At 67.1% G+C, this 25,244-nt stretch carries 22 protein-coding genes; 15 read left to right on the top strand and 7 right to left on the bottom strand.

Annotation, left to right across the window (positions count from 1 at the left end; all coding sequences use genetic code 11):
• Together VFP86_08870 and VFP86_08865 are read right to left on the bottom strand one after the other, a co-directional pair.
• Positions 1-915, bottom strand: a complete 915-nt coding sequence (locus VFP86_08870) for a dienelactone hydrolase family protein (protein ID HET8999742.1) — start codon at positions 913-915, stop codon at positions 1-3.
• Between the two features lie 24 nt (positions 916-939).
• The gene (locus tag VFP86_08865; protein HET8999741.1) at positions 940-2,247 is read right to left on the bottom strand and encodes an MFS transporter; all 1,308 of its coding nucleotides are present in this window, start codon (positions 2,245-2,247) and stop codon (positions 940-942) included.
• Between the two features lie 54 nt (positions 2,248-2,301).
• Here VFP86_08865 and VFP86_08860 point away from each other — a divergent pair, with 54 nt between their 5' ends.
• Positions 2,302-3,570: a M28 family metallopeptidase gene (locus VFP86_08860; protein HET8999740.1), complete on the top strand. Its 1,269-nt coding sequence runs from the start codon at positions 2,302-2,304 to the stop codon at positions 3,568-3,570.
• Positions 3,571-3,588: 18 nt separating this feature from the next.
• Here VFP86_08860 and VFP86_08855 read toward each other — a convergent pair whose 3' ends face one another.
• Complete coding sequence (locus tag VFP86_08855) at positions 3,589-4,188, bottom strand: nucleoside-diphosphate kinase (GenBank protein ID HET8999739.1); 600 nt, start codon at positions 4,186-4,188, stop codon at positions 3,589-3,591.
• Positions 4,189-4,221: 33 nt separating this feature from the next.
• A complete protein-coding gene (gene ggt / locus VFP86_08850) occupies positions 4,222-5,856 on the bottom strand; it encodes a gamma-glutamyltransferase (GenBank protein ID HET8999738.1) in 1,635 nt (544 codons plus the stop codon).
• A gap of 115 nt (positions 5,857-5,971) precedes the next feature.
• Between ggt and VFP86_08845 the strand changes: the two genes are divergently transcribed.
• The 4 genes from VFP86_08845 to VFP86_08830 all read left to right on the top strand — a co-directional run bounded on the left by VFP86_08845 (position 5,972) and on the right by VFP86_08830 (position 10,557).
• Positions 5,972-7,309, top strand: a complete 1,338-nt coding sequence (locus VFP86_08845; protein ID HET8999737.1) for a hypothetical protein — start codon at positions 5,972-5,974, stop codon at positions 7,307-7,309.
• A complete protein-coding gene (locus VFP86_08840) occupies positions 7,306-7,983 on the top strand; it encodes an A/G-specific adenine glycosylase (protein HET8999736.1) in 678 nt (225 codons plus the stop codon). The genes VFP86_08845 and VFP86_08840 overlap by 4 nt, the downstream gene beginning before the upstream one ends.
• A 403-nt stretch (positions 7,984-8,386) precedes the next feature.
• Positions 8,387-8,611: a hypothetical protein gene (locus VFP86_08835; protein ID HET8999735.1), complete on the top strand. Its 225-nt coding sequence runs from the start codon at positions 8,387-8,389 to the stop codon at positions 8,609-8,611.
• A 116-nt stretch (positions 8,612-8,727) separates the two neighbouring features.
• Positions 8,728-10,557 (top strand): right-handed parallel beta-helix repeat-containing protein, encoded by a 1,830-nt coding sequence (locus VFP86_08830; GenBank protein ID HET8999734.1) that lies wholly within the window; start codon positions 8,728-8,730, stop codon positions 10,555-10,557.
• A gap of 12 nt (positions 10,558-10,569) precedes the next feature.
• Here the strand turns inward: VFP86_08830 and VFP86_08825 are convergent, their stop codons facing one another.
• Complete coding sequence (locus tag VFP86_08825) at positions 10,570-11,340, bottom strand: enoyl-ACP reductase (GenBank protein HET8999733.1); 771 nt, start codon at positions 11,338-11,340, stop codon at positions 10,570-10,572.
• On the bottom strand, positions 11,337-12,104 hold the full coding sequence (gene nth, locus VFP86_08820; protein ID HET8999732.1) for an endonuclease III: 768 nt from the start codon (positions 12,102-12,104) through the stop codon (positions 11,337-11,339). The genes VFP86_08825 and nth overlap by 4 nt, the downstream gene beginning before the upstream one ends.
• 91 nt (positions 12,105-12,195) lie before the next feature.
• On the opposite strand from nth, the gene VFP86_08815 reads away from it, so the two are divergent.
• From VFP86_08815 to VFP86_08805, 3 genes are all read left to right on the top strand, one after another.
• Entirely contained in the window at positions 12,196-13,335 is a 1,140-nt protein-coding gene (locus tag VFP86_08815) for a Xaa-Pro peptidase family protein (GenBank protein HET8999731.1), read from the top strand.
• Between the two features lie 100 nt (positions 13,336-13,435).
• Positions 13,436-14,341, top strand: a complete 906-nt coding sequence (locus VFP86_08810; GenBank protein ID HET8999730.1) for an ABC transporter ATP-binding protein — start codon at positions 13,436-13,438, stop codon at positions 14,339-14,341.
• Positions 14,342-14,345: 4 nt separating this feature from the next.
• Positions 14,346-15,836, top strand: coding sequence for a hypothetical protein (locus VFP86_08805; GenBank protein ID HET8999729.1), 1,491 nt, complete (start codon positions 14,346-14,348; stop codon positions 15,834-15,836).
• Here VFP86_08805 and VFP86_08800 read toward each other — a convergent pair.
• Positions 15,833-16,687, bottom strand: coding sequence for an inositol monophosphatase family protein (locus tag VFP86_08800; GenBank protein ID HET8999728.1), 855 nt, complete (start codon positions 16,685-16,687; stop codon positions 15,833-15,835). The two genes, VFP86_08805 and VFP86_08800, sit on opposite strands and share 4 nt — an antisense overlap.
• 87 nt (positions 16,688-16,774) lie before the next feature.
• Between VFP86_08800 and VFP86_08795 the strand changes: the two genes are divergently transcribed.
• From VFP86_08795 to VFP86_08765, 7 genes are all read left to right on the top strand, one after another.
• Complete coding sequence (locus VFP86_08795) at positions 16,775-18,076, top strand: CBS domain-containing protein (protein HET8999727.1); 1,302 nt, start codon at positions 16,775-16,777, stop codon at positions 18,074-18,076.
• Complete coding sequence (locus tag VFP86_08790; protein HET8999726.1) at positions 18,073-19,347, top strand: divalent metal cation transporter; 1,275 nt, start codon at positions 18,073-18,075, stop codon at positions 19,345-19,347. Before VFP86_08795 ends, VFP86_08790 begins: the two co-directional genes overlap by 4 nt.
• Positions 19,348-19,387: 40 nt before the next feature.
• Positions 19,388-20,476 carry a threonine/serine dehydratase gene (locus VFP86_08785; GenBank protein ID HET8999725.1) on the top strand — a complete coding sequence of 363 codons (1,089 nt, stop codon included), beginning with the start codon at positions 19,388-19,390 and terminating at the stop codon, positions 20,474-20,476.
• Positions 20,473-21,453, top strand: coding sequence for a uroporphyrinogen decarboxylase family protein (locus VFP86_08780; protein HET8999724.1), 981 nt, complete (start codon positions 20,473-20,475; stop codon positions 21,451-21,453). Before VFP86_08785 ends, VFP86_08780 begins: the two co-directional genes overlap by 4 nt.
• A 49-nt stretch (positions 21,454-21,502) precedes the next feature.
• Positions 21,503-23,446, top strand: a complete 1,944-nt coding sequence (locus tag VFP86_08775; GenBank protein ID HET8999723.1) for an aconitate hydratase — start codon at positions 21,503-21,505, stop codon at positions 23,444-23,446.
• Between the two features lie 21 nt (positions 23,447-23,467).
• Positions 23,468-24,292 (top strand): sugar phosphate isomerase/epimerase, encoded by an 825-nt coding sequence (locus VFP86_08770; GenBank protein HET8999722.1) that lies wholly within the window; start codon positions 23,468-23,470, stop codon positions 24,290-24,292.
• 74 nt (positions 24,293-24,366) lie between these two features.
• Positions 24,367-25,244 (top strand): ABC transporter substrate-binding protein (locus VFP86_08765; GenBank protein ID HET8999721.1); only part of this gene is annotated, 878 nt, incomplete at its 3' end.

The raw sequence follows: 25,244 nt of genomic DNA, 5'->3' as shown, positions 1-25,244 counted from the left end.
CTATCCCTTGAGATGTAGCGCGAACCAGTCGAGGGCCATCCCCCAGGCGTCTTTCGCCGCTGCGGGGACGTACGCGGGGGTCGTGTCGTTGAAGAAGTTGCGCCCGGCTTTGGGCTCCACCTTCAGCGTGAACGCCAGCCCGGCCTTCTTCATCGCGTTGTCGAAGTCGGTGATCGCCTCTTCATCCCTTCGATCGTTCTCGCCGTAGATGGACAGCACGGCCGCCTGCAGGTTCGAGACGACCCGGTCCGACGGAATCGTCCCCGAGACGGACACGGCGGCCTTGACGTCGGCGTTGCCGGTGAGGACCAGCCAGAGGAGGTTCCCCCCCACCCCGAATCCGAGGGCGCCAATCCGAGTCTTGGCCACCAACGGGAGGGCTTCGAGATAGCGCACCGACCCGTTCAGGTCTTGGAGGAACTGCATCGGGCCCAGTCCTTGCAGGGTGGTGTTGACCTTCACGGGATCGCCGAGTTTCCCCGTCCCTCCGGCCCGCGACGCGAGATCCAGGGCCAGCGCGACGAAACCCGCTTTGGCGAGCCTGCGGACGATGTCCTTGAAATGTTCGGTCAGGCCCGCCAAGTCGTGGAGGACGAGCACTCCAGGATACACGTCGGATCCCTTGGGGGCGGCGAGGTAGCCGAGCAGCGGCCCGGTGACACCGGGATACTCAACCGCGCCGGCCGTGATCGCCGGGTCGGTGGGTTGGACGGTGATGCCCGACTCCGTCTGCTTGTCGGGTGGATCGCCCGGGCGTGGAGGACGCGGCGGTGCCGGTGGCGCAGGCGCCGGGGTCGGAGCCCGTGGCGGGGCCGCCTGCGCCCGACCGGCGAACAGCCACACGACGGCGGCGAGGCCGCCCTTTAGTAACTGCCGGCGGCCGCCCCGTCCTTTGTGAGCGTCGGCGGGTGTCATCATATGTTCTCCAGGAGCCTCGGGTTATCTATAATCCAACGATTCTCCTGCTGCCCGCCTTTCCGCATCGGGCGCCCGGTCGGGCCGGGCTCGGCTCGCTCTTTCGGACGGAAGCGCCAGCGCGATGACGAGCCCCGCGACCGGCAGGAACGCGGTGATGTCCATCGCCGTCTGCAGCCCCCATCGATCGGCGATGGCGCCGAGCAGGGTGACGCCGATCCCGCCCATCCCCACCGCGAACCCGATGATGAGGCCGGAGATCATGCCGATCCGCGCGGGAATCAGGTCCTGCGCCATCACCATTACGACCGCGAAGGTGCTCACCGCCGCCATCCCCCCGATCGTGGCGGCGGCCCACGTCACTAGTCCGCCCGTCCGGGTGAGCATCAACAGGAGCGGGGGCAGGATCGCCATCGAGAAGATGAGGAGGTTCCGGCGCCCGAATCGGTCGGCCGCGATACCGCCGAAGAGCGTGCCTGCCGCGCCGGCGCCGAGGAAGAGGCTCACCATGAGCCCGCCATACCGCGGGTCCAGGTGGCGTATCCCCGTGTAGTACAGGGGAATAAAATTCGCCGTGCCGCTCGAGATCCAGGACCTCAGGGCCACGAACACGATCAGGAGAAATAGGATCCAGTTGGAGTCCTTTGGGGCGGTCGAGCCGGTCGCCGCGCCCGTGGTAGTGGAGGCCGGCGAGACCCAATCGGCTTCGAGGCGCGCGCGCTGCTTCGGGTCCACCATCCGCCACATGAGGATCGCCGCGGGGATGCTGAATGCGATCAGGTAACCCATGCCGTAGACTCCGGCGAGGCTGAGGGCCAGCGTGGCCGCCGCGGGCCCGAGGCCGTATCCGATGTTGCCCCCCACCGAGAAGTAGGACATTCCTGTCGCGCGCCGCTTGCCTGCCGCGAGCCCCGCGAACCGGTACCCCTCGGGGTGGAACGCCGCCACGCCGACGCCCGAAACGAGAACCAGCGACACCAGCACGACGTAGTCTGGGGAGAACACGGCCAGGGTCATCCCCACTCCGGCCAGCAGCGCGCCAAGCGGCATCATCCAGCGAATTCCGAGACGATCGCTGAGCGCCCCGAACGCCGGCTGGATGATCGAGGAGCTAATATTGGACATGAGGACGATAAAGCCGACCCCGGTGTACGAGAGGTGGAACAGCGCCTTGAACACGGGGAGGAGCGCGGGGATTGCTCCTTGGGAGAGGTCGGTTGCCAGGTGGCCGAAGCTGAGGACGGCAAGGATACGGCGGTTCACAGTCACGAATTCGACGGTGCGCGCGGCCACCCCTTGGCGTGGCGTCAGGGGTCGCCCGAGCATTGACATTTCGGGAGGCGCTCCGTACCGTGGGAGCACGAGGTTCAGCGCAAGGAGTGCGCCGTGAAGCAACGGGTCGTGGTCGTCGCCTGCATCCTGGCCTTGGTCGTCCCGCTGATGGCGCCGGGGAGCGTCCCCGGTCAGCCGGCAGTCCCCTCGGACCTGTTACGCGACGTGAGTGGCGCTCGCGCCTACCAGCATGTGCTGGCGCTCTCCCAGCGGATCGGGCCGCACGTCGCCGGCACCCCTGAGGATCGGACCTCGGCCACGTATATCGCGCGTCAGCTCGAGAGCGATGGATATCGGGTCGAGTGGCAGGCGTTCCAATTCCCCTACTTCGGCGTGCGCGCAGTCGGGTTGACCTTGCCGTCGCATTCGACGCTCACCCTCCACCCGCGCGCGATGCTGTACTCGCCCTCGTCGCCTCCCGGCGGAATCGCCGCGGAACTCGTCGACGTCGGGATCGGCCGCCCCGAGGACGTCAGGGGGAAGCCGCTCGCGGGAAAGATCGCGCTGATCTTACGGGGGACTCTGCCATTCCGTGACAAGGCCGTGAACGCGGCGGCGGCCGGCGCGGTGGCCGCCATCATTTATAATTCTCGGGCGGAGGAGTTCGGCGGCCTCGTGGGTCGCGACACGAAGATCCCCGTTGTGGCCCTGTCCGGTACCGAAGGGCTGCAACTCGCGGATCTGGCGCGCTCCGGGCCGGTCACCGCGCACCTGAACGTCGAGACGGTGAGCGAGACCCGGACGACGTGGAACATCATCGGCACCAAGCCCGGAGCCAGGGACTCGCACCGCGTGCTGGTGGTCGGGGCACACCGCGACACGGTCGATAATGCTCCGGGCGCGAACGACAATACGTCCGGCGTCGCGGTCGCGCTGGAGATCGCCGAGGTGCTCCGTCGGATGCCGCTTGCGGCAACCGTACGGTTTGTCTTCTTCGGGGCCGAGGAGATGGGCTTGTTTGGCTCAGACTACTACGTCAACCACATGGGATCCGATCCCGTGATTGGAATGGTGAACCTCGACATGGAGGGCGTCGGGGAGCGCCTGGAACTGGCGACCTATCGCGGCACCGACTCCCTGGTCATGGTCGCCGCGCGGCTGGCGGAGCAGCTGGGGATCAAAGCGCAGGTGGCGCGTTCCCCCGGGAGCGACCACATGAACTTCGAGCGGGTGGGGGTCCCGGTCGTGTTTCTCTTCCGTCCCGACGATCTATACTACGACACCCCGAAAGACACGGTGGACCGCGTCGACCCCAAGTTGCTCGAGGTGTCCGGCCGGCTCGCCACCGCCGTGGTGGTGACCGTGGCCGGCACCGGCCAGTAATCGTCGGATTCGCAGGGCCTACTCCTTCCCGAACATGACCTCCTCGTCGGCCCGCCGGTAGGCGTAGAGCTCCTGGGAGGTAAACCACAGCGTGACCTCGTGCTCCGCTTCTTCCACGGTGCCGGAGGCGTGGATCAGGTTGCGGACGGGGCGCCGGCCGGCGTTCGCCACGGTCGGGGCATCTGTCGAGAAATCCCCCCGGATCGTCCCTGGCTCGGCAAAGACCGGTAGCGTCTTGCCGACAATCTTTCGCGTGATGCTGACCGCGTGCACGCCCTCCAGCACCGCGGCGATCACCGGGGTCGTCTGCATGAACTCGATCAGCCAGCCGCGCACCTGGCGGCCGATCGCGACCGGATCGTCCGTCCCCATCATCGCCTTGACGTCCAGGCCGTAACTCTCGAACGCCTCGCGCGTCTTCCCTCCGACCGTCCGCACCCACGCCTCGTCGGCCGGATAGTGGCGCTCGAGCACGGCGCGTTGGGCCTGCATCATCTTCAGCCCGACGATCTTGAGCCCGGCCTGCTCGAACCGAGCCAGGATCGTGCCGGACAGCGCCCGCTGGATCCCGTCGGGCTTGATTAGGATCAGCGTCCGCTCATGTTTGAGATCGGCCATCTCTGCCCTCCCGTGCTCGAGCCTGGGTCCGGTTTAGTACCCGACCGCCTGCCCATCGGGCCGCGGGTCGGATCCGCCGAAGTAGACCCGGTCGTCGTGGTCGACCTGGATGACCTGCACCCCACCGATGGAGGGACGGGGCGCAACGACGCGGTGGCCGCGCTCCCGAAGGCCCTCGTATGTCTCGGGCGGGAACCCCGCCTCCATTCGCAGTTCAAACGGGGACCGGATCGTCGAGGGATCGGTCGCCGGGAAGCTGAACCAGCGGGGCCGTTCCACCGCCTCCTGGACGTTCATGCAGTGGTGCGCGATATTGCTAAACACTTGGAAGTTCCACGGTGCCTGCGCGTCGCCGCCCCGTGTCGCCCAGGCCAGCTGCGGGCGCCCGCCCCGCGTCGCCAGGAACGCCATGAGCGTGTGCATCGTGCGCTTGCCCGGCGCGAGGAGATTGGGATGGCCCAGCTCCAGGCTGAAGCCGCGTCCGCCGCGGTTGTTCAACAGGATCCCGGTGCCCTCGACGATCTCTCCGCACCCGAAGGCCGCAGACAGGCTCGTGATGTAACTGACCACGTTGCCCTCTTGGTCCGCGACGGCGAACGCAGTCGTCTCGCCGACTTGCTCGCGGAGCGCGCCCGGCCCGACCGTCTCCCGCGCTCGTTTGAGATCGATCGTCCGGCGCCGCTCACGCGCATACGCCTTGTCGAGCAGCCGGTCCATCGGGTTGGATACGAATCGCGGATCCCCGACGTACGCGAGGCGGTCGGCGAAGGCCAGCTTCTTTGCCTCAACCATCAGGTGGACCGCGTCCGCCGATCCCCAGGGGAGCGCGCCCAGGTCGTCGTGCTCGAGGATGTTGAGCATCTCGAGCAGCACGAACGCTTGAGAGGGCGGCGGTGTGCAGTGGATCGTGAGGTCGCGGAAGGTGGTGCTGAGCGGTGTCGTGACCTCGCTCGCGTGCGCGGCGAGGTCAGCGGTCCCGAGGAGGCCGCCGTGGGCGGCGGCGTACGCCGCGATCGCCTCCGCGAGCGCCCCTTCGTAGAACGCCCGCGGACCCTCCTCGGCAATGGTGCGCAGGGAGCGCGCCAGGTCTGCCTGCACGAGACTCTCGCCTACCCGGGGCGGGCGGCCGTACGGTAGGAAGACGCGCGCGGATGACGGGTACTGCGCGAGCACCGGGGCGGCCTCATCGAACCACTCGGCCACCTTCTCAGTGATAGGGAATCCCGCCTCCGCATAGTGAATCGCCGGCGTGAGGAGCTGCCCGAGCGTCCACCGGCCGCTTCCCCACCGAGCGAGCGCGGTCGCACTCGCGTCCACTGCGCCCGGGACCGATGGGGAGAGCATCCCGCGGAGCGGCATCGTCTGATGGCCGCGGTCCGTGAAATATTCGGGCGTCGCTCCTCGCGGCGCCGCGCCGCTGCCGATGAGGGCGGCCACGCGATTCGTCCGGGCTTCGTAATAGAGGATGAACGAGTCCCCCCCGATCCCGGTCATCATGGGGGTGACCACGCCCAGCACCGCGGCCGTGCAGACGGCGGCGTCGATGGCGTTTCCGCCATTTTCCAGCACGTGCAGACCGGCCGCCGACGCGAGGGGGTGGTCGGTCGCGACGAGGCCGCGCCGCGCCAGCACCATGCTCCGGCCCTGCCCCTGGCTGCGCCCCCTCATCGATCGTGGTCCAACGGCGCCATCGTGGGCCTCCCGATCACGCGCCTCGCACACGGGCGCGAACATCTCCGTCCATTATACGGCACGATGTGCGGCATGCGGAGCGGCGCAGCGAATGGATTCGCAAAGGCAGGGAAGCGCTCCGGCTCCCGCCAATCTGTGTGCCGTGCGCGGTCCCGTCCTCCTGATCGCCGTGGTGCTCTTGGTCGAACTGTTCTACCCAACTGCGCTGCGTGGCAGCCCCGCCCCGACACGGCCGGCATCGGCGCTGGTTGCCGATGGGGTCACGGAGGACGCCACCTCGTCGAATAACCAGGTGAAGCTCATCCGCGATCCGTCGGGCACATTGCAGGCCGCGTACGTGGCAAAGGTCGCCGACGTGCCGCAGATCGTCCTGGTCCAATCTCGGGATGGCGGGAGAGCCTGGACGGTGCCGTCCCAGGCGAGCAGTGGAGCGATTCCCTCCCGGCTGCCCGCGCTTGCCCGCGACACCGCGGGCCGGCTCCATGTCGTGTGGACGAGGTACGACGACGGTGTCGGCAAGATCTACCATCGGGTCTGGCAGGATCGCTGGATCTCCGAAGCGGAACGGATCTCTCCCAGCCTGGGATACGCGGGGTTTCCCGGGCTGGCCCTCGACACAGCGGGCCTGCCTCACGTCGTGTGGTATGGAATTCGCCAAGGCTCGCTGCCCGCGTCGTCGCGGCACGGCTCGATCTACGAGATTTTTTATACCGGGTTCGACGGCCGGGTCTGGTCGCCGCCCCAGCTCATCTCTACGGGCCAGCCGGACTCCATCAACCCAGCCCTTGCGGCCGACCATACCGGCGGATTGCACGCGGTCTGGTTCCAGTTCGACGGCCGCGCCTACCAGGTCCGATACGCGGAGCGTCGTGCCGCGTGGAGCGAGCCCGACACGGTGCTCGCGACGCGCATGGATGCGTTCAACCCCGACCTGGCCGTGGGGGCGGGAGGGCAGGTGGTAGTCGCGTGGGAACGCCACGACGGGCAGGCCTCCGTGGTCCAGGTCTCGCAGCGCAATGCCGGTGGATGGAGCGATTCCGCAGATCTTTCGGAACGGACGTCGCCGGCGCGCCATCCTTCCCTGGCCGTAGCGCCCTCCGGAGTCGTATACGTGGTCTGGGACACCGATGACGGCCACGTCTTCGCGCGCCGGTTCACCACCCGATGGGAACCCGCGGTCCCCCTAGCGAGCGACGGCGGCAACACGTATCCGAGCGTCGCAGCATCGGGGGACGGGGCCGATGTCATCTGGACCCACACCGCGCAGGGCCGGTTCTCGGTCCGGTATCTCCGGCTCGGATCCGGGGCGGCGGTGACCGCGACGCCCCTGGTTTCTCGCGACACGGCTTGGGCCGTCCTCGTGACCCTCCTGGCGCTCGCGGTCCTGGCGCGGCTGCGTTCTCGCCGGCCCCGGCCGAAAGCGGCGTGACCCGCCTCCCGCGCCCGGCCCCCTCGGTCCCCGCCGCGAGGCGCAGGACGTTCCAGCGCCGGTTGCTGGCGTGGTACCGCCGGCACCGGCGCGATCTGCCGTGGCGGCGCACCCGCGATCCCTATCACATTCTCGTCTCCGAGATCATGCTGCAGCAGACGCAGGTGGATCGCGTCGTCCCGAAGTACGCGGAATGGCTCGCGAAATATCCGTCGCTGGAATCCCTCGCCCAGGCGACCCTGCGCGAGGTGCGGGAGGCGTGGTCCCCGCTTGGCTACAACATCCGGCCGGTGCGCCTGCGCGAGATCGCCCGTGCCGCCCTCCGCCGCCACGAGGGGCGGATCCCCGATACGCGCGAGGCGCTGCTTGCGATGAAGGGCATCGGCCCTTACACCGCGGGGGCGGTGCTGAGCTTCGCGTACCGCAAACATGCGGCGATCCTCGACACGAACGTGCGCCGAGTCCTCCGGCGGGTGTTCCTGGGGGACCGTGCAACGCCCACCGACGGGGACCTCTGGGCGCTGTCCGAGGCGCTGCTGCCGTCCGGGCAGGTCTACGATTTCAATCAGGCGTTGATGGATCTCGGCGCGACCGTCTGCACGGCGCGCAGGCCCCGGTGTGCCGCGTGCCCGCTCACGCGGGTCTGCGCGTCGTATCCACTGATCCGCGCATAACTGTATGCAGGGCGGCCGGCCGACGACTTTGATGGGTTGGAGTGCATCACACTGCGGAGCATCGCGGGCGGTGTTCGCTGCGTGAACTTCTGGGGAATCTCCGGCAAAAGGTTCTGACCTCGCGGAGCAGCGACTTCCCGCTTAGGCTTCCAGAGAAGTTCGCGCAACACTGCGTGCAATCGACAAGCCTCGTCGCTGATTTTCTCGCTTCGTGAGCCCGATTCAGCAGGATATTCGTCTATCTGCGCAAATACGCAACCCAACTCGAATCATTCTCTGGTGCCCATCGACCCCCGCGTTCGCCGCTCCAGGCACGATCCGTCAGGAGGTGGCCTCACGGCTGAATTTCCGCGCTGACCAAAGCCAACGTACATTCTTATCTCCACCAACAAGGAGGTTGGTCATGTTGCAGTTCATCAATTTCGTTCTTGCCTGGGTGTGGATGATCCTGATAGGGATTCTTCTGATTACGCCAGGAGGCGTCATCTGTATCGCGTGTGGGGTGGCACCGAATGCTCCCGGCTACATCGGAAGACCGGCGGTTACCTTGGTAGCTATTGTGTCAATCGTGCTCGGCATACTGGGATGGGCGACCATAACGAAGTCGTTGAGTGCCGGTCGCCAATAAGGCATCATCCTTTTCATCACGATGTCGCGCTCCGACCTCGACAGGCTGCTCAGACGCTACCCTGCACTTGCGCCGGCGCTTCGGAATGTCAAGATCAGTCCAGTAGGAGGCGATCCATGTCCATCGACCGATACGAATCCACGTTCGTGGTAAGCCCGGATCCCTCCAAAGGGGACTTCACGTCGTTACAGCCGGCGATTGACGCGCTGCCCGCGTCAGGAGGAAAAATCTTCGTGAAGGCGGGCGTCTATCCCCCGATCACCAACACGATCCGAATCACCACGAGCAATGTGCACATCCAGGGGGAAGGAATGGGCATCACCGTTTTCGTTGCTGATGCCTCGATGACCGGGAACACTCCGGCGTTGGAGGCATTCAGCACGGCCTCCGACGGCACCCCGCGGGCGCTCGTCGCGGATACGGCGAGGGGAGATCTCACGATCCAAGTCTCGCCGGCCGACGCCGCCTCCTTCGCGGCCGGCGATTACGTGCTGCTGTTTTCGAATAAAAGCGTGGATACGGAGGTGCCCACGAAGCACGCCGGCGAGGTGAAGCAGCTCGTGGCGGTGGACCCGACGGCGGGCGCGCTCACGATGGACGATCAGATCTTTGATGCGTACACGCAGGCGGATGCGGCGAAGGTGGTTCGCATCACGATGTTGCAGAACATCACGCTCTCGGACTGCTCGATCACCACGCTGGCTCCGTTTTCGAACCTGAGGGCGGGCTTCACGCATTTTCGATTCGTCGAGAACCTGCAGATCGACCGGGTGGAGGTGCACCACGCCTATTACACCGGGATTCAGGTGCAATCGGTCCGCAACTCGGCGATGTCGGGATGCTTCATTCACCACATCAGCGACATCGTGCCTATCAATCCTCCGAACCCCGCCAACGAGCGCTACGGGATGACGGTCGGTGGGGCGTCGCAAAACGTGAGCATCAGCGGCTGCCGCTTCTCCCATACCCGGCACGCGGTGACGACGGGGGGAAGCAGTGGCACAAACCAAAACGGCGTGCAGCGCAATATTGTGGTGGCGCATTGCACGTCGATGCTGTCCGATACCGGGCATTTCGATACGCACCAGCCGGCTGAAAACGTGACGTTCATCGGCTGCGTCGCTGATGGCGGCGTGCCGGCGGCGCCCGCGACCTCTGGCGCATACGGTTTTCAGATGCGCGGCCGCAACTGCTCCATCATCGGGTGTTCGGTGCTGCAGGCGGTCGGCAGAGGGATCATGATCTTCGGGCCGGTTTCGAGCGGGGCCGTCATTAGCGGCAACATGATCGCGAACGTCACAGCCATCGTCGGCAACAGGGCGGGCACGGGGATCTACTTCGATTCGGCCGGCACCTCCAACCACGCGGTCACGGGAAACGTGATCAAGAACTGCGCAGGATCGGCCGTCGCGAACGGCGGATCGAACAACGACATCGTCATTACCGGGAACATCATTGAAAACGTGAGTTCTGTCGTGCCCGGAGCGGCCATTCAACTGACGAATGCCTCGCGCGTGCTCATCTCCGGCAACAACATCGGCGCGAGCCTCCTGGGTCCGGCCATTGCCATGCGCGGCACCTCCGATGACTGGCGAATTGCGGGGAATCACCTGGGCGGCGGCGTGGCGCTCGCGGGCGTTGGATCGGTGGTGGTCGATAACTTTGGATACAATCCGGTGGGCGGGATCTCCAATCCGTGGCCATCGACCGGCACGGATCTCACGAACACCGTGGCATCAGGGAGCGGCGCGCCGACCAGCGGGACCGTGTACACGATTCGCCATACGCCCAAAACCATCGTGGTCACGGGAGGCGACGTATCGCAGATCATGATTAATGGCGCGGACGCCGGATCGACGGCGGGGACCTTTAAGCTCGGCGTGGGCGAAACGATCGCCATGATCTACAACGCGTCCGCTCCGGTGACGCTGGTCTTCGCAGAGTAGCAGCGGAGCGGGTCAGACGCCCACGATGTGGAAGCCGTTGTCCACGAACAGCACTTCGCCCGTGATCCCGCGCGCGAGCGGGCTGGCGAGGAAGACCGCCGCGTCCGCCACCTCCGCCGGGTCGGTGTTGCGGCGGAGCGGCGATCGCTCCTCCATCACGTCGAGGATCCGGCTAAATCCCTGGATCGCCCGGGCCGAAGCGGTCTTGATGGGTCCGGCGGAGATGGCGTTGACGCGAACGCCCCGGGGACCGAGGTCGCTGGCGAGGTACCGGACCGAGGCCTCGAGCGCCGCCTTCGCGACGCCCATCACGTTGTAGTTGGGCATCACGCGGGTGGACCCGAGGTAGGTCAGCGTGACGATGCCAGCCCCTGGGGTGAGGACGGGCGTGAGGTGGCGCGCCGCGGCGACGAGCGAGAACGCGCTCACGTCGAGGGCCAGCGCGAATCCGGCCCGGGACGTATCCATGTACGCGCCGCCGAGATCCTCCCGGTTGGCGAACGCAATGCTGTGCACGAACGCGTCCAGTGTGAGGCCGTGGTCTGTGATCGCCGCCGCGAGGGCGGCCAGCTCCTCATCGCGGGTCACATCGCAGGGAAGGACGATGGAGCCGGACAGCGTGCCCGCGAGGTCCCGCACGTCTTTTTCCTGGCGGTCGCCCTGAAAGGTGAAGACCAAGCGCGCGCCCTCCCGCGCAAACGCCCGGGAGACGGCCCACGCAATGCTCCACCGGTTCGCCACCCCCATGATGAGCGCCGTCTTGCCGTCCAGCAGTCCGTTCATCGCGCGCTCCTTCCTGGTCCGGCCACACGCCGCGCCTGCCCTCCCCGGCGTCCCGCTCCTCGCGCCCCCATCCACGGCGGCGTTCCGCCGTACCGCGCCGACGGGCAGAGGTCCCGGAGGGGACAGGTCTGACAGAGGGGGCGGCGGGCATCGCAGATCTCTCGGCCAAAATAGATCAGGCGCAGCGAGAACGCGCTCCACTCCGCCCGCGGGAGCAGGGCCATCAGATCCCGCTCGATCTTCTCGGGGTCGTCGTGGGGCGTGAGCGCCATCCGGCGGGAGAGTCGCCGCACGTGGGTGTCCACGACGATCCCGGGCACGCCGAAGACGCTGAGAACGACGTTGGCCGTCTTGCGGCCCACGCCGTCCAATGTGACGAGTTCCTCCATCGTCCGCGGGACTTCTCCATCGTACCGTTCGACGAGCAGACGGCTGGCGTTCTGGATCGCCCGCGCCTTCGACCGAAAGAATCCCGTGCTGTGGATCGCCCGCTCGAGGTCCTCCCTGCGTGCCCCAGCGAAGTCCGCCGGCGTGCGGTAGCGCTGAAAGAGGGTCTTTGTCACCTCGTTGACCAAGGCGTCCGTGCTTTGGGCCGATAGGATCGTCGCGATCAACAACTGGAACGGGGAGGAGTGGCGGAGCGGGATCGCCGGGTCTGGGTACCGGCGGGCGAGCCTCCGGGCGATCGCTTGGGCACGCCGCGCCCGGGCGAGCGGCGATTCGGGCGGAAGGCCGGTGCCGGTCCGGCCGGCCGCGCGCTTCATCACGTGCTCACTCTAGCGTGGGCCTCTGGAGGTGTCAATTTGCGGGTCGGTTGGCGGCGGCTCGTGCTCCGCGCCGGAAGGAGGTCTACGTTTGCAGACGAAAGCGGAATACACGCTGGGAGGGATGACTATGGACTACGCAGCCAGAATGGTCGCGGCCCGCCGCCTGATGAACGAGCATGGGATCGATCTGCTCGCGGTCTCGCCCGACGATGACATGCGCTATCTGCTCGGCTACGCGCCGCACCCCGACGAGCGCCCATGCTATCTGCTGGTGAACTCCGGCGCCGCGGCGTTCGTCGTGCCGTCGCTGAACGCGTCCGACGCCGCGCAGCACGTGACCCTGCCGACGTTCGCCTATACCGATGCCGAGGGGCCTGCGGACGCTCTGGCCGGAGCGGCTAAAGTCCTGGGGGGCCGGTCGCCGCGCCGGATCGCGGTGTCGGACACGATGCGGGCGGATTACGTCTTGACCCTGCAGCGCGCGCATCCGGACGCGGCGCTCGCGCTCGGCTCGCTCGTGCTCGCACCGCTCAGGATGCGGAAGTCGGCCGAAGAGATCGACGTGCTGAAGCGGAGCAGCCGGCACGCCGACCAGGCCGTGCGCGATGCCTGGGCCGCGTGCCGAGTGGGCGCGACCGAGCGGGAGATCGGCGAAGCCGCCGCGGCGTCGTTCAAGCGATCCGGCTCGGACGAAGTGCTCTTTACCTCGATCGCTTCCGGTCCGAACGGCGCATTTCCGCACCATCACTCCGGAACCCGGGCCCTGAGCCCGGGTGACTCGGTCACGATGGACCTCGCCGGGCGACTCGAGGGTTACGCCTCCGATATCACGCGCGTGGCGTTTGTCGGGACCCCTACGCCGAAGTACGTGGAGGTCCACCGGACCGTTGACGCCGCCGTGACCGCCGGGATGGCGGCCGCACGTCCGGGTGCTCTGCTCAAGGACGTGGATCTTGCGGCGCGGGCGGTGATCGAGCGGGCGGGCTACGGCAGGTACTTTGTCCACCGCGTCGGCCACGGACTGGGCCTCACGGGCCACGAACTGCCGAGCGTCACCCACCTGAATACGCAGCCGATCGAGGAAGGCATGGTCTTCTCGGTCGAGCCGGGGATCTATCTTCCCGGCGAGTTTGGGGTGCGGTTGGAGGAGATCGTCTACATCGCGAAGGACGGCGCGCATCGCTTGAGCGAACTCCCCCGCGACGTCCGTCTCATCGCCGCTGAGTAGCGCTCCGCCAGCAGGGCAGACTTCAAACGACCCCCGATCGCCGGATGGAGAGGCGATTCGGCTCGAGGATCTCTCGAAGATCTACGACCTGCCGTCTCCAGTGGACGGGCAGGGGCAGGTCGTCGCCGCCGACCGCCTGACGCTCAGCGTCCCAGCGGGCGAGGTCTTCGGGCTCGTCGGCCCGAACGGGTCAGGCAAAACCACCACGCTGAAGATGATCTGCGGCCTGCTCGCCCCGACCTCCGGCCGCGTGATGGTCCACGGGATCGACGTGGAGCGGGACCCCGAGGCCGCGCAGGGCCTCATCGGCTACCTCGCCGATTTCTTCTCGCTCTACGACGATCTGAAGGTCTGGGAATACCTCGACTACTTTGCCCACGCCTACAAGATGCCGCAGACGACCATCCCCGGCCGGATCGATGACGCGCTCCGGACACTCAGCCTGGAAGACAAACGGGACGCGTTCATCGCCGGGTTGTCCCGGGGCATGAAACAGCGCCTCGGGATCGCCCGGGCGATCCTTCACGACCCACCCGTGCTGGTCCTGGACGAGCCGGCGGTGGGGCTCGATCCGAAATCCCGGATCGATTTCAAGGCGCTCATCAAAGCACTGAACCGCAGAGGCAAGACGGTGTTCATCACCTCGCACCTGCTCGCCGATCTCGAGGAGATGTGCACCTGGGTGGCGATCATCGAAAAGGGCCGCGTGCTGCGCATCGGCCGGATCGGGCAGATCGTCCGCGACGCCGGCGCCGGCCGCCGGGTGCGCGTCAAGATCGCCTCTCCGATGTTTCCGCTGGAGGCGTGGCTCCGCACCCAGCCGTGGGTCTCCAACGTGGCGCCCGATGGGATCGGGGTGCGGTTCGAGTTCGCCGGGGGCGAGACCGAGCTGGCCGGGATCGTGAAAGCCCTCGTGCTGGAAGGCGCCGCCGTCTACGCCGTCGAGGAGATCGTCGAGACGCTCGAGCGGGTCGTCTCACGCCTCTCCACCGGCGAGACCACGTGACGGGATGCGGGCCAACCCGGAACTGATCCGTAACGTCCGCGCCCAGCTACGCGGGGAACGGATGATCGCCGTGGCGGCGATCTGCATGGTCCTCTCCTTGGTCGTGGGGTTCTCGGAATCCTACCGCTTTCTTGGGATCGACCGTGCTCGGTGGGGGGTGGATTTCCTGCATCAGGCGTTGTGGGTGCAGGCCATGGTCCTCGTGTTGGGGGGCGGGTTCGCGGCCCTGCAGGCCGTTCAGCGCGAGAAGGAATTGAATACCTTTGACTTCCAGCGCGTCACGCGCCTGAGCCCGTTGGAGCTCACGATGGGCAAACTGCTGGGGGCCCCCGCGCTTATGTATTTCATCGCGCTCTGTCTCGTGCCGGCCGCGGTAGTGGGGGCGGTCGTCGGGGGTGCCCGCCCGCCCTTCGTGCTCGCCGGCTACGTCATCCTCATCCTGGGGGCCGTGACGGTCCACGCCTTTGCCTTGCTGCTCTCGCTGCTCGTCGAGCGCGGCGTGGCCACGCTCGGGGTGATCCTGATCCTCCTGACCCTGTGGACCGGGCCGGTCTTGGCCACCGGCTTCGTCCTGAATCTCGGTTCGCTGAGCCCCCTTGTCGCCTCAGACATCACCACGCAGGTGTCGTGGGCGGTGGACCCGGGGCTCGCGCAGAACAATGTCATCTTCGCCCCTCGGTTGCTGATCGACGTCCTGTTTGGCTGGCCCGTGCACCACGTGTACGTGCTCGTCGTACTCTACTTGGTGTTCACGGGCTGGTTCCTGCTCGCGGTCGTGCGCAACATCAAGCGGGACCCGGCCGTCTACCAGATCTTCACCCCGGCCCAATCACTCGGCCTGGCGCTCTGGATCAACCTCATCTTCCTCGGCTTCTTCCGCTGGTCGAGTTTTGCCCCGTTCAACGCCGTCAACACGTTCCTGGGGCTCAACGCCGCGCTCTTTTTCGCGCTCGGGCTGGCGCTCCTGAGGAATCGGGACACGATACGCCGGCTGCGCGCGCAGAGCGCGAGGGCCGGCGGGTGGGCCGCCGCCCTGTGGCCGGCTCCGTACGTCTTCGGCGGATCGATCGTGGCCGGGCTCGTGCCCGTGGCGATTGTTCAGGTGATCCGCCCGCCGGATGCGGAGTGGAATCTCGCGCTGGTGCTCTTTCGGGTCGCAGTCATCGCGGTTTGGCTCACCCGGGATCTGCTCTTCCTTCAATGGATGAATCTCGTCCGGGGCCGCGGCCGGCCGATTCGGCAGGGGATGCTCTACCTCGCGGTGTTCTACACCTGCGCAGGGGTCCTCGTGACCACCCTCCATGCTTGGACGTCCGGCGATCCGGCCGGCCTCGCGACGGCCGGCGTGTTCCTCCCGCCCATGGTGCTGAGCCTCAGCCCGGCGGCGTGGGAGGCCGGATGGGCGCTCTGGCTCGCGGGGTTGGGCATCCAGGTGGCGGTGGCGGGGTTGTTCGTGCGCCTGCAGCACGGGAAGCTTGCCGAGCTCGCGCCTTAGTCCAGCCCGCTTCGCCCCATGGCGAGGACCGCGACCACCTCGTCGTGGATCACGCCGTTGGTCGCCAGGATCTGGTGGCGGTACGGATCGAGCCGCCGGCCTCTCAGGTCGCTGACCCGGCCGCCGGCTTCTTCGACGAGCAGCGCCCCGGCGGCGAAGTCCCACGCGCTCGGGCCGAGTTCCCAGTAGCCCTCCGTTTGCCCGAGCGCGATGGCGGCCAGGCCCAGCGCGGCCGAGCCCATGGCGCGGATCTTTGCCGCCCTGAGCACGAGGTTGGTGAAGTGGTCGAGGTTGAGCCGGTCCTCCGCGACGCTGTTTGGGAATCCGGTCGACAGCGTCGCCCCGTCGAGCCGCGCCGTGCTCCGAACCCGCAGCCGGCGCCACAGCGCGAGATCTCCCGGTCCGGATGGTGCCGCCGGCAACTCTCGCAGCGAGGCGGCCCACGCGCCGAGGCCCGCCTCCGCGACGTAGACCTCACCCAGCATCGTGTGCATAATGACGCCCGCCTGGATGCGTCCTTCGTGTTCGAGGGCGATGCTCACCGCGAACCACGGGATCGCGTGGGCGTAGTTGAAGGTGCCGTCCAGCGGGTCGACGAGCCAGGTGTACGGCCCGCCGCCCTGCCGTCCGCCTTCCTCGCCGAGAAACCCGTGATCGGGGTAGGCGTCGCGGATGATCCGGATGATCGCGGCCTCCGCGGCGCGGTCCGCCTCGGTGACGGGATCGTTCTTGCCCTTATACTCGACCCTGGCCACGTTGCCGAAGAAGGCGCGGTGGATCTCCGCGGCGGCGCACGCGGCACGGAGCGCGGCCATCGTGTGTGGGGAGAGGACCGGCATGCTACACGCCACTATACGCACCCATCCTCGCGTTGTCGAGGATGAAATCTCTGTGGATCCGGCAGGAGAGCGTGCGCGGAAGCGGAATCTGCACCTGCCATGCTGTACCTCAGCGGAATCATCGGGAAACCCGTCTATGACGCGGCCGGGGAGGCGTTTGACACCATCGCCGATCTCATCATTTACCATGGGGCCGAGAAATTTCCGCGGATCACCGGCATCCTCTTAAACGGCGACCGCAGCCGCGTCGCGGTCATCCCCTGGAGCGCCGTCTCGGAGTTCACCGCCGCCGGGATCCGGCTGCGCGTCGAGCGGCCCAGCTTGGCCCCGAGGCCGCTTCAGCCCGACGAGATCCTCCTCCGCGAGGACATCCTCGACACGCAGGTCGTGGATACCGACGACATCAAGGTGGTCCGGGTCAACGACCTGGAGCTGCGCCAGGTCGGCAACGAGGTCCGCGTGATCGGCGCGGACGTCGGCACCAGATCGCTGCTGCGGCGGCTCGGGCTCGAGCCGTTTGTGTGCCGCGCGCTCGAGCGTGTCGGCCGGCCATTGCCTTCGCGCGTGATCCCGTGGAACCTGGTGGCGGTGCTGGGGGGCACGATGACCCCGCTCAAGCTCAGCATCTCCCGGGAGAAACTGAAGGATATCCATCCGGCGGACCTGGCAGAGCTCCTGGAGGACTTGGATCGGGACGAGCGGGTCGAGGTGATGACGGCGCTGCCCGATGAGGACGCGGCCGACGTCCTCGAGGAGGCAGAGCCCGAGGTCCAGGCCACCGTGATCCAGGAACTGCCGAGCGAGCGGGCCTCCGACATCTTGGAGGAGATGAGACCGGACGAGGCCGCCGACGTCCTCGGGGAATTGCCCGAGGAACGCGCCGAAGAGCTGATCTCCTTGATGGAGGCCGGCGCGGCCGAGGAGGTCCGGGAGCTCCTTCAATACGAGCCCGAAACCGCGGCGGGCAAGATGACCACCGAGTTCATCGCCCTGCCGGTGGCGATGACCGTCGAGCAGGTCATCGCGCGCCTGCGGGAGTCCAAGCCCGACTCCGAGACGATCTATTACTTGTATGTCGTCAACGAGCACGGCCACCTCGTGGGCGTGCTCTCGATCCGCGCGCTCCTCATCTCGCCGCCGGAGACCCCGATCTCCCAACTCATGCGCACCGATGTGGTGACGGTCGGGGCGAACACCAGCGCCGAGGATGTCGCCGGCGCGCTCGTCAAGTACGACCTGCTGGCGGTCCCCGTGGTGGAAGAGGACGGCCGCATGGTGGGGATCGTGACCATCGATCACCTCATCGACCTGCTGCTCGAGAAATACGGGCCCCGCAAGCTCGGCGGTGGGATCGATCTCCTCCGCCGCAAAGCGGTCCGCGAGGGCTCGGGCACCGGATGAGCTTCTCGCCCCCGATCTTGAGGCGCGTGGCCAGCGCCTCGGCGACGCGCCGGCTTATGATCTTCCTCGCCATCATGGGACCGGGTATCGTCACGCAGAACGTCGACAACGATGCCGGGGGGATCGCCACCTATTCGCTGGCGGGCGCAGGGTTCGGCTACGTCATGCTCTGGACGTTGATCCCGATCACCATCGCGCTCTATGTCGTCCAGGAGATGGCGGCCCGGCTGGGCGCCGTGACCGGTCACGGGCTGGCCGACCTCATCCGCGAGCGGTATGGGGTCCGCACCACCACCTTCGTCATGCTCGCTTTGCTGCTCGCCGACTTCGGCAACACGATGGCGGAGTTCTCGGGGCTCGCGGCCGGGGGGGAGATCTTCGGGATCTCCAAGTACGTCTTCGTGCCGATCGGGGCGCTGGCCGTCTGGCTGCTTGTCGTCAAGGGCACGTTCCGGTCGGTCGAGCGAGTCTTTTTGGCCGCGAGCGCATTGTACATTTCCTATCTCATATCCGGGGCGCTGGCGCATCCCAACTGGGGCGAGGTCGCCCGGGCCACGGTCACCCCTTCCTTTAGTTGGCATGCCGACTACGTGATCATGCTCGTGGGGGTCGTCGGTACGACCATCGCTCCCTGGATGCAGTTCTATTTGCAGTCCGCGGTCGTGGAGAAGCGGATCACCGTTAAAGAGTACGGCTATACGCGGGCAGACGTCCTGATCGGCTCGATTATGACCGACGTTGTCGCCTGGTTCATCATCGTGGCCTGCGGCGCAACGATCTTCGCGCATCATCTCCATGTGGAGACGGTCAAGGACGCCGCGCTCGCGCTCTTCCCGTTGGCCGGCCAGTACGCGGGGGCCCTCTTCGCCGTGGGCCTGATCAACGCGTCGATCTTCTCCGCGTCGGTGCTGCCCCTGGCCACGTCGTACTACGTCTGCGAGGCGCTGGGCTTTCAATCGGGCGTCGACCGCACGATCCGCCAGGCCCCGGTGTTCTACGGCCTCTACATCGCCCTCATCGTCGGTGCCTGCGCGGTGGTCCTGCTCCCGGGCGCGCCGCTGCTGAAGATTCTGTTCCTCTCCCAGGTCGCCAACGGCGTCCTCCTGCCGTTCATCCTGATCTTCATGCTCCTCCTCGTCAATCGCAAGCGGCTCATGGGAGCGTACACCAACTCCCGGCTCTTCAACGTGATCGCGTGGGTGACGGTGATCGTGATGATCGTCCTGACGCTGGCGCTGGTCGTGACCCAAGTCTTCCACGTCGGCGGCTGAGCGGCAGGCAGCCGGGAAGATCTTGACGAAGACCACGCCAATGTCTGACCCTCTCTGGCCCGGGCCCCTGCCGACGGTGCACGACGTCTACCGGGCGCGCAGGGTGATCGCCCCTCACCTGCCGCGCACGCCCCTCGTGCCCGCGCCCGCGCTTGACCGGTTGCTCGGCGCCCGGGTCTACGTCAAGTGTGAACACATCCTGCCGACCGGCGCGTTCAAAGTACGCGGCGGGATCAACCTCCTCAGCCAGCTCTCGCCGGAGGAGCGGGCGCGCGGCGTCATCACCGCCAGCACCGGCAACCACGGACAGTCGATCGCCTACGCCGCCCGGCTCCTCGGGATCCGGGTCGTGATCGGCGCGCCGCGCGCGAGCAACCCGCTCAAGGTGGCCGCGATGCGCGCCCTGGGCGCGGAGGTCGTGCTCGAGGGGCGCGACTTCGACGAAGCGCGCGAGTGGGTCGAGCGCACCGCCGCGCAGGAGGGGTATCGCTACGTCCACTCCGCGAACGAGCCGCTCTTGATCGCCGGCGTCGGGACCGCCAGCCTGGAGGTGATGGAGGAGGTCCCGGACGTCGATGTGATCCTCGCGCCGATCGGCGCCGGCAGCGGCGCGTGCGGACACTGCATCACCGCAAAGGCCCTGAGCGCCCGAGTACGGGTCATCGGCGTGCAGGCCGAGGGAGCCCCGCCGGTCTACCGGTCGCTCAAGGAGGGCGGGATGGTCACGCTCGATCGAATGGAGACCTTCGCCGAAGGGATCGCCACGAGGGTGCCGTTTGCGCTCCCGATGACGATCCTCCGCCGGCACCTCGACGATATCGTCCTGGTGAGCGACGAGGAGATGAAGGTGGCGATCCTGCTCCTCGCCGAGGCCGTCCGCCAGACCGCCGAGGGCGCCGGCGCGGCAAGTCTCGCAGGGGCCCTGCGCCTCGGAGACCGTCTCCGGGCCAAGACGGTCGTCCTGATCCTGAGCGGAGGGAACATCACCCTCGAGACGCTGGCAGCGATCTATCAAGACGAGGCCCGGGTCCGGCGCGCCGCCGGGCTCCTGCGGGGCGCGGGGACGGATGCGCCTGCGCCGGGGACCGCCGCGCCGGGACCGTCGCCCGCCGGGAGGACCGAGCGATGACCCATCGTGAACTCATCGAAGCCGCCGCGAGAGGCGAACGGCCGGAGCAGATCCCGGCTGCGGTCTGGCGTCACTTCCCCGGCGACGACCAGCGGGCCGACAAACTCGCGCAGGCCCACATCGCGCATTACAAAGCCTTCGATGTGGACCTGCTGAAGGTCACGCCGGCGAGCGGGTACTACGGAGATGACTGGGGGCTCCGGGCCGGATACAAGGCGAACCGCGAGGGGGTTCGCCACTACACCGACCGGCCGATCAAGAAGCCAACGGATTGGCGGCGTCTGCGGCGGCTCGACGTGAGCCAGGGCGTGTACGGCCGCGAGACCCAGGCCATCCGGGCCGTTGCCGAGGCCGTGGGGGCCGAGGTGCACGTGCTGGAGACGGTGTTCAGCCCCCTCAGTATTGCCCGCACCCTCGCGGGCGAGCACGCCAGCGTCCGGTATCTGCGCGAGGATCCGGAAGAGCTCCACGCCGGGCTCCAGGTCATCGCCGAGGTGACCGCCGACTTCGTGCGCGCGGTGATGGGCGCCGGCGCAGACGGGATCTTCTTCTCCACCCAGATGGCGACCACGGACCTCTTGACCCGGGAGGAGTACGAAGAGTTCGGCCGCCCCTATGACCTGCAGGTGCTCGAGGCCGCCTCCACCGGCCTAACGTTCCTCCACATTCACGGCGTCCATATCATGTTCGATCTGTTCCCCGACTACCCCGTCCATATCATCAACTGGCACGCGCGCGAGACTCCGCCCAAGATCGCCGAGGCTCGGGCTCTGGTGAGCACGGCGCTGGCCTGCGGCATCGATGCCTGGAACACCCTCGCCAAGAAATCCCCGGAGGAGGTCGCCGAGGAGGTGCGCGACGCCATCGCGCAGACCGGGGGCCGAGGCCACATCGTCACGACAGGCTGTGTGATGCCGGTGGATACCCCCGAGGCCAACATCCGCGCGGCGATCGCCGCCGCGCACGCGGCGCAATAGCGTATAATAAAAAAGCCCAACGTCGAGCGCACCCAGAGGGGGGAGTGTTATGGGTGAGAACCTGACCCGAAAAATCCTCCGGGCGCACCTCATAGACGGCCGGATGGTCGCGGGCCAGGAGATCGGCATCCGCATCGACGAGATCCTCGTCCAGGACATCACCGGCACCGCGGCGATGATGCACTTCGAGGCGATGCAGCTGGAGCGCGTGCGGTGCAAGGTGGCGTGCGTGTACGGCGATCACAACGTGCTGCAGGTCAGCGAGGAAAACACCGAGGACCACATTTATCTCTCCACCGCCGCACGCAAGTATGGCATGTGGTGGGCGAAGCCCGGGGCGGGGATCGGTCACCAGATCCACCAGGAGCACTTCGCGTGCCCGGGGGACACCGCGCTCGGCGCCGACAGCCATACGCCTCACATCGGCGGCATGGGAGTCTACGCGATGGGCGCCGGGGGTCTCGACGTCGCGGTGGCGATGGGCGGCGGACCCTACTACTTCGATATGCCCGCCGTCGTCCGCGTCCATTTGACCGGCACGCTCCGTCCGTGGTCCACGGCCAAGGACGTCATCCTCGAGATGCTGCGCGAGAACACGGCCAAGGGCGGGTTTGGCAAGGTGTTCGAATACGTCGGCCCCGGGGTCCAGAGCCTCAACATTCAGCAGCGCATCACCATCTGCAACATGGGCGCCGAGCTCGGGGCGAGCACGTCAATCTTCCCATCCGACGCGGTGAACCGGGACTACATGAAACGGATCGGCCGCGAGAAGGACTGGCAGGGGGTCTCCCCGGACGCCGACGCGGACTACGACGAGTCGACGGAACTGGACCTGAGCCGCATCGAGCCGCTCGTGGCGCTCCCCAGCAACCCTGACAAGGTCGTGCCGGTTTCGCAGACCGAGGGCGTCAAGGTCGACCAGGTCATGGTCGGGTCCTGCACCAACGGGTCGTACATGGACATGCGCGCGGTGGCGGAGATCGTGAAAGGCCGCAAAGTGCACCCGGACATCACCTTCTTCATCCACCCGAGCAGCCGTCTGGATCTCGAAATCCTCGCCCGCGAAGGGCTGCTGACCGACCTGATCGCCGCCGGGGTCAACGTCGAGGCGGCCACGTGCGGGGCCTGCATCGGGGTGGGGCACGTGCCGGCGAAGGGCATGAAGGTCCTCCGAGCCATCAACCGGAACTTCAAGGGCCGCACAGGCCAGAAGGACGACGAGGTCTACCTGAGCTCGAGCGAGGTGGCCGCGGCCACCGCAATCGCGGGCGTGATCACAGATCCGAGGAAGCTCGGGATTGCGGCTCCGACGCAAAAAGTCCCGGACCGGCTCGACCAGGACAACTCGAGCCTTGTCCCTCCCGCGCCGGCGGGGGAGGCCCCGCGGCTGACCATCATCAAGGGCGAGAACATCACCGGCATCCCCCTCAAGGGGCCTCTCGCGGAGCGGCTCCGCGGCGAGGCGCTGATCGTCCTCGGCGACAACATCAGCACGGACCACATCATGCCCGCCGGGGCGCAGATTCTGCGATTCCGGTCGAACATTCCCAAACTGTCCGACTACGTGTTCAACCGCGTGGACCCCGAGTTCGTCGCCCGGGTCAAGGCCAAGGGAGGCGGCTTCATCGTGGGCGGGAGCAACTACGGACAGGGGAGCAGCCGCGAGCACGCTGCGATCGCGCCGATGTACCTGGGGGTGGTCGGCGTGATCGTCAAGGACTTCGCCCGCATCCACTTGGCGAATCTGATCAACTGGGGCATCGTGCCGATGACGTTCCTGAATCCCGCTGACCACGGCACGATCCGCCTGGGGGATGTCCTGGAGATCCCGGAGATCCGCCGTCTGGTCGAGTCCGGCGCGGAGCGCCTGGCCGTCAACAACGTAACCCAAAAGACGTCGTTCAACGTCGCATTGAATCTCAACCGCCGCGAGCGGGCGTACCTGCTCGAGGGCGGCAAACTGGCCCATACGAAAGCGCGCCCGATCGCCTAGGATCGCCTAGGACCGCGGACGATGATCGCCCTGTCGACCGGGTCCCTGTTCACCTACGGCACCGCGCGGGTGGCGCACCTGGCGGCCGCTGCCGGGTTCGACGGCCTGGAGATCATGGTCGACGACCGGTGGGATACGCGCGATCCCGCGTACCTCAACGAAGTCGCGAGCGAGGCCGCGATCCCGATCCTCAGCGTGCATGCCCCGTTTCGGCCCGGGATCCAGGGATGGGACGAGGACGAGGTGGGCCGGCTTCGCCGGACGGTTGAGCTCGCCCGAGCCGTCGGCGCGCGCACCGTCGTGGTCCATCCGCCGCTGCGGTACCGGTGGGTCACGCTCCGCTACCCGCCTTTCATCAACATCGCGGTGCTCACGCCCATTCCGGCGAAATCCCGGTACCACCGGTGGCTGGCGACAGAATTGGAGGCGTACAGGACGCGGGTGGGGCTCACCATCGCGGTCGAGAACATGCCCCGGCACCGCCTCGGCCCTCGCCTCGTCAATCTCTTTGACATGAACGACATCCGCGACCTCCGGCACTTTTCCGAGATCACGCTCGACACCACGCACGTGGGCACTTGGGGTGTGGACCTCCTCGAGATGTATGAGGTGCTCGCGGATCGCGTCGCACATGTGCACCTCTCGAACTATGACGGCCATCAGCACCGTCTGCCCCAGGAGGGGTCGCTTCCACTCGGCCCGTTCCTGGCCGCCCTCCGTCGCCGGCGGTTCGAAGGCGTGATCGCCGTCGAGCTCGAGCCCGGCTCCGCCGGGGCGGGAGACGATGGGAGGGTGCGCGAGCGTCTCGCCAGCGCCGTCACGTTTTGCCGGGAGCATTTCGGCTGAACGGGCGGGGGAAGGATTCCGTATCCCTAACGTGAATACCACCACGCTTTCGAGCGGGTGAAGGGGGTGGCACGATGCGCCGATGGGGAGCGCTGACGTTGTCCGTGTTGATGGTGGCCGGCCTGCTGGCGATGGCTTCCGCCCAGGGGATCAAGGGGGCCGGCACCCTGCGCGCCGCGCTCGACTCGGACCCTCCCAACATGGACCCGCATCGCTCCACGGCGGCGGTGGACCGGCAAGTCTATCAAAGCCTTTACGACAAGCTCGTGGATACCGACGAAAACCTCAAGATCATCCCGATGTTGGCGACGTCCTGGACGATCAGTGCCGATGGGAAGACCGTGACGTTCAATCTCCGGCAGGGCGTGAAGTTTCACGACGGGACCCCGTTCAACGCCGAGGCGGTGAAGTTTAACTTCGACAGGATGCAGGACCCGAAGTTCCCCTCGGCCCGCCGCAGCGAGGTCCAACCGGTGCAGAAGGTGACTGTGGTGGACCCCTACACGGTGGCGCTGAGCCTGGAGAAGCCCTACAGCCCGCTGCTCTACGTCCTGACCGACCGTGCCGGCATGATAGTCTCGCCGGCCGAGGCGCAAAAGGCGGGCACGAACTTCGCGCTCCACCCCGTCGGGACGGGGCCCTTCCGCTTCGTCGAGAAGGTGCCCCAAGACCACGTCACGCTGGAGCGCAACCCCGACTACTGGATGAAAGGGCAGCCGTACCTCGATCGAATCATCTTTCGAGCCATCGTGGACAACAATGCCCGCATCGCGAACCTGAAATCCGGGGACGTCGATATCATCAACATCGTCCCGCTTCCCCAGGCGAAGCAGCTGGCGCAGGAGGCGGCCCAACCTGGGGCGCGGTTCAAACTGCTCGAGCACGGCGCGTTCTCCTGGTCGGGGATCTGGCTCAACGTGACCAAGCCGCCGTTCGACAACAAGCTCCTCCG

The organism is bacterium (assembly GCA_035703895.1).
Taxonomy (GTDB): domain Bacteria; phylum Sysuimicrobiota; class Sysuimicrobiia; order Sysuimicrobiales; family Segetimicrobiaceae; genus Segetimicrobium.
The sequence above is the reverse complement of the archived record's forward strand: the minus strand, read 5'-3'. Positions and strand labels throughout refer to the sequence as shown.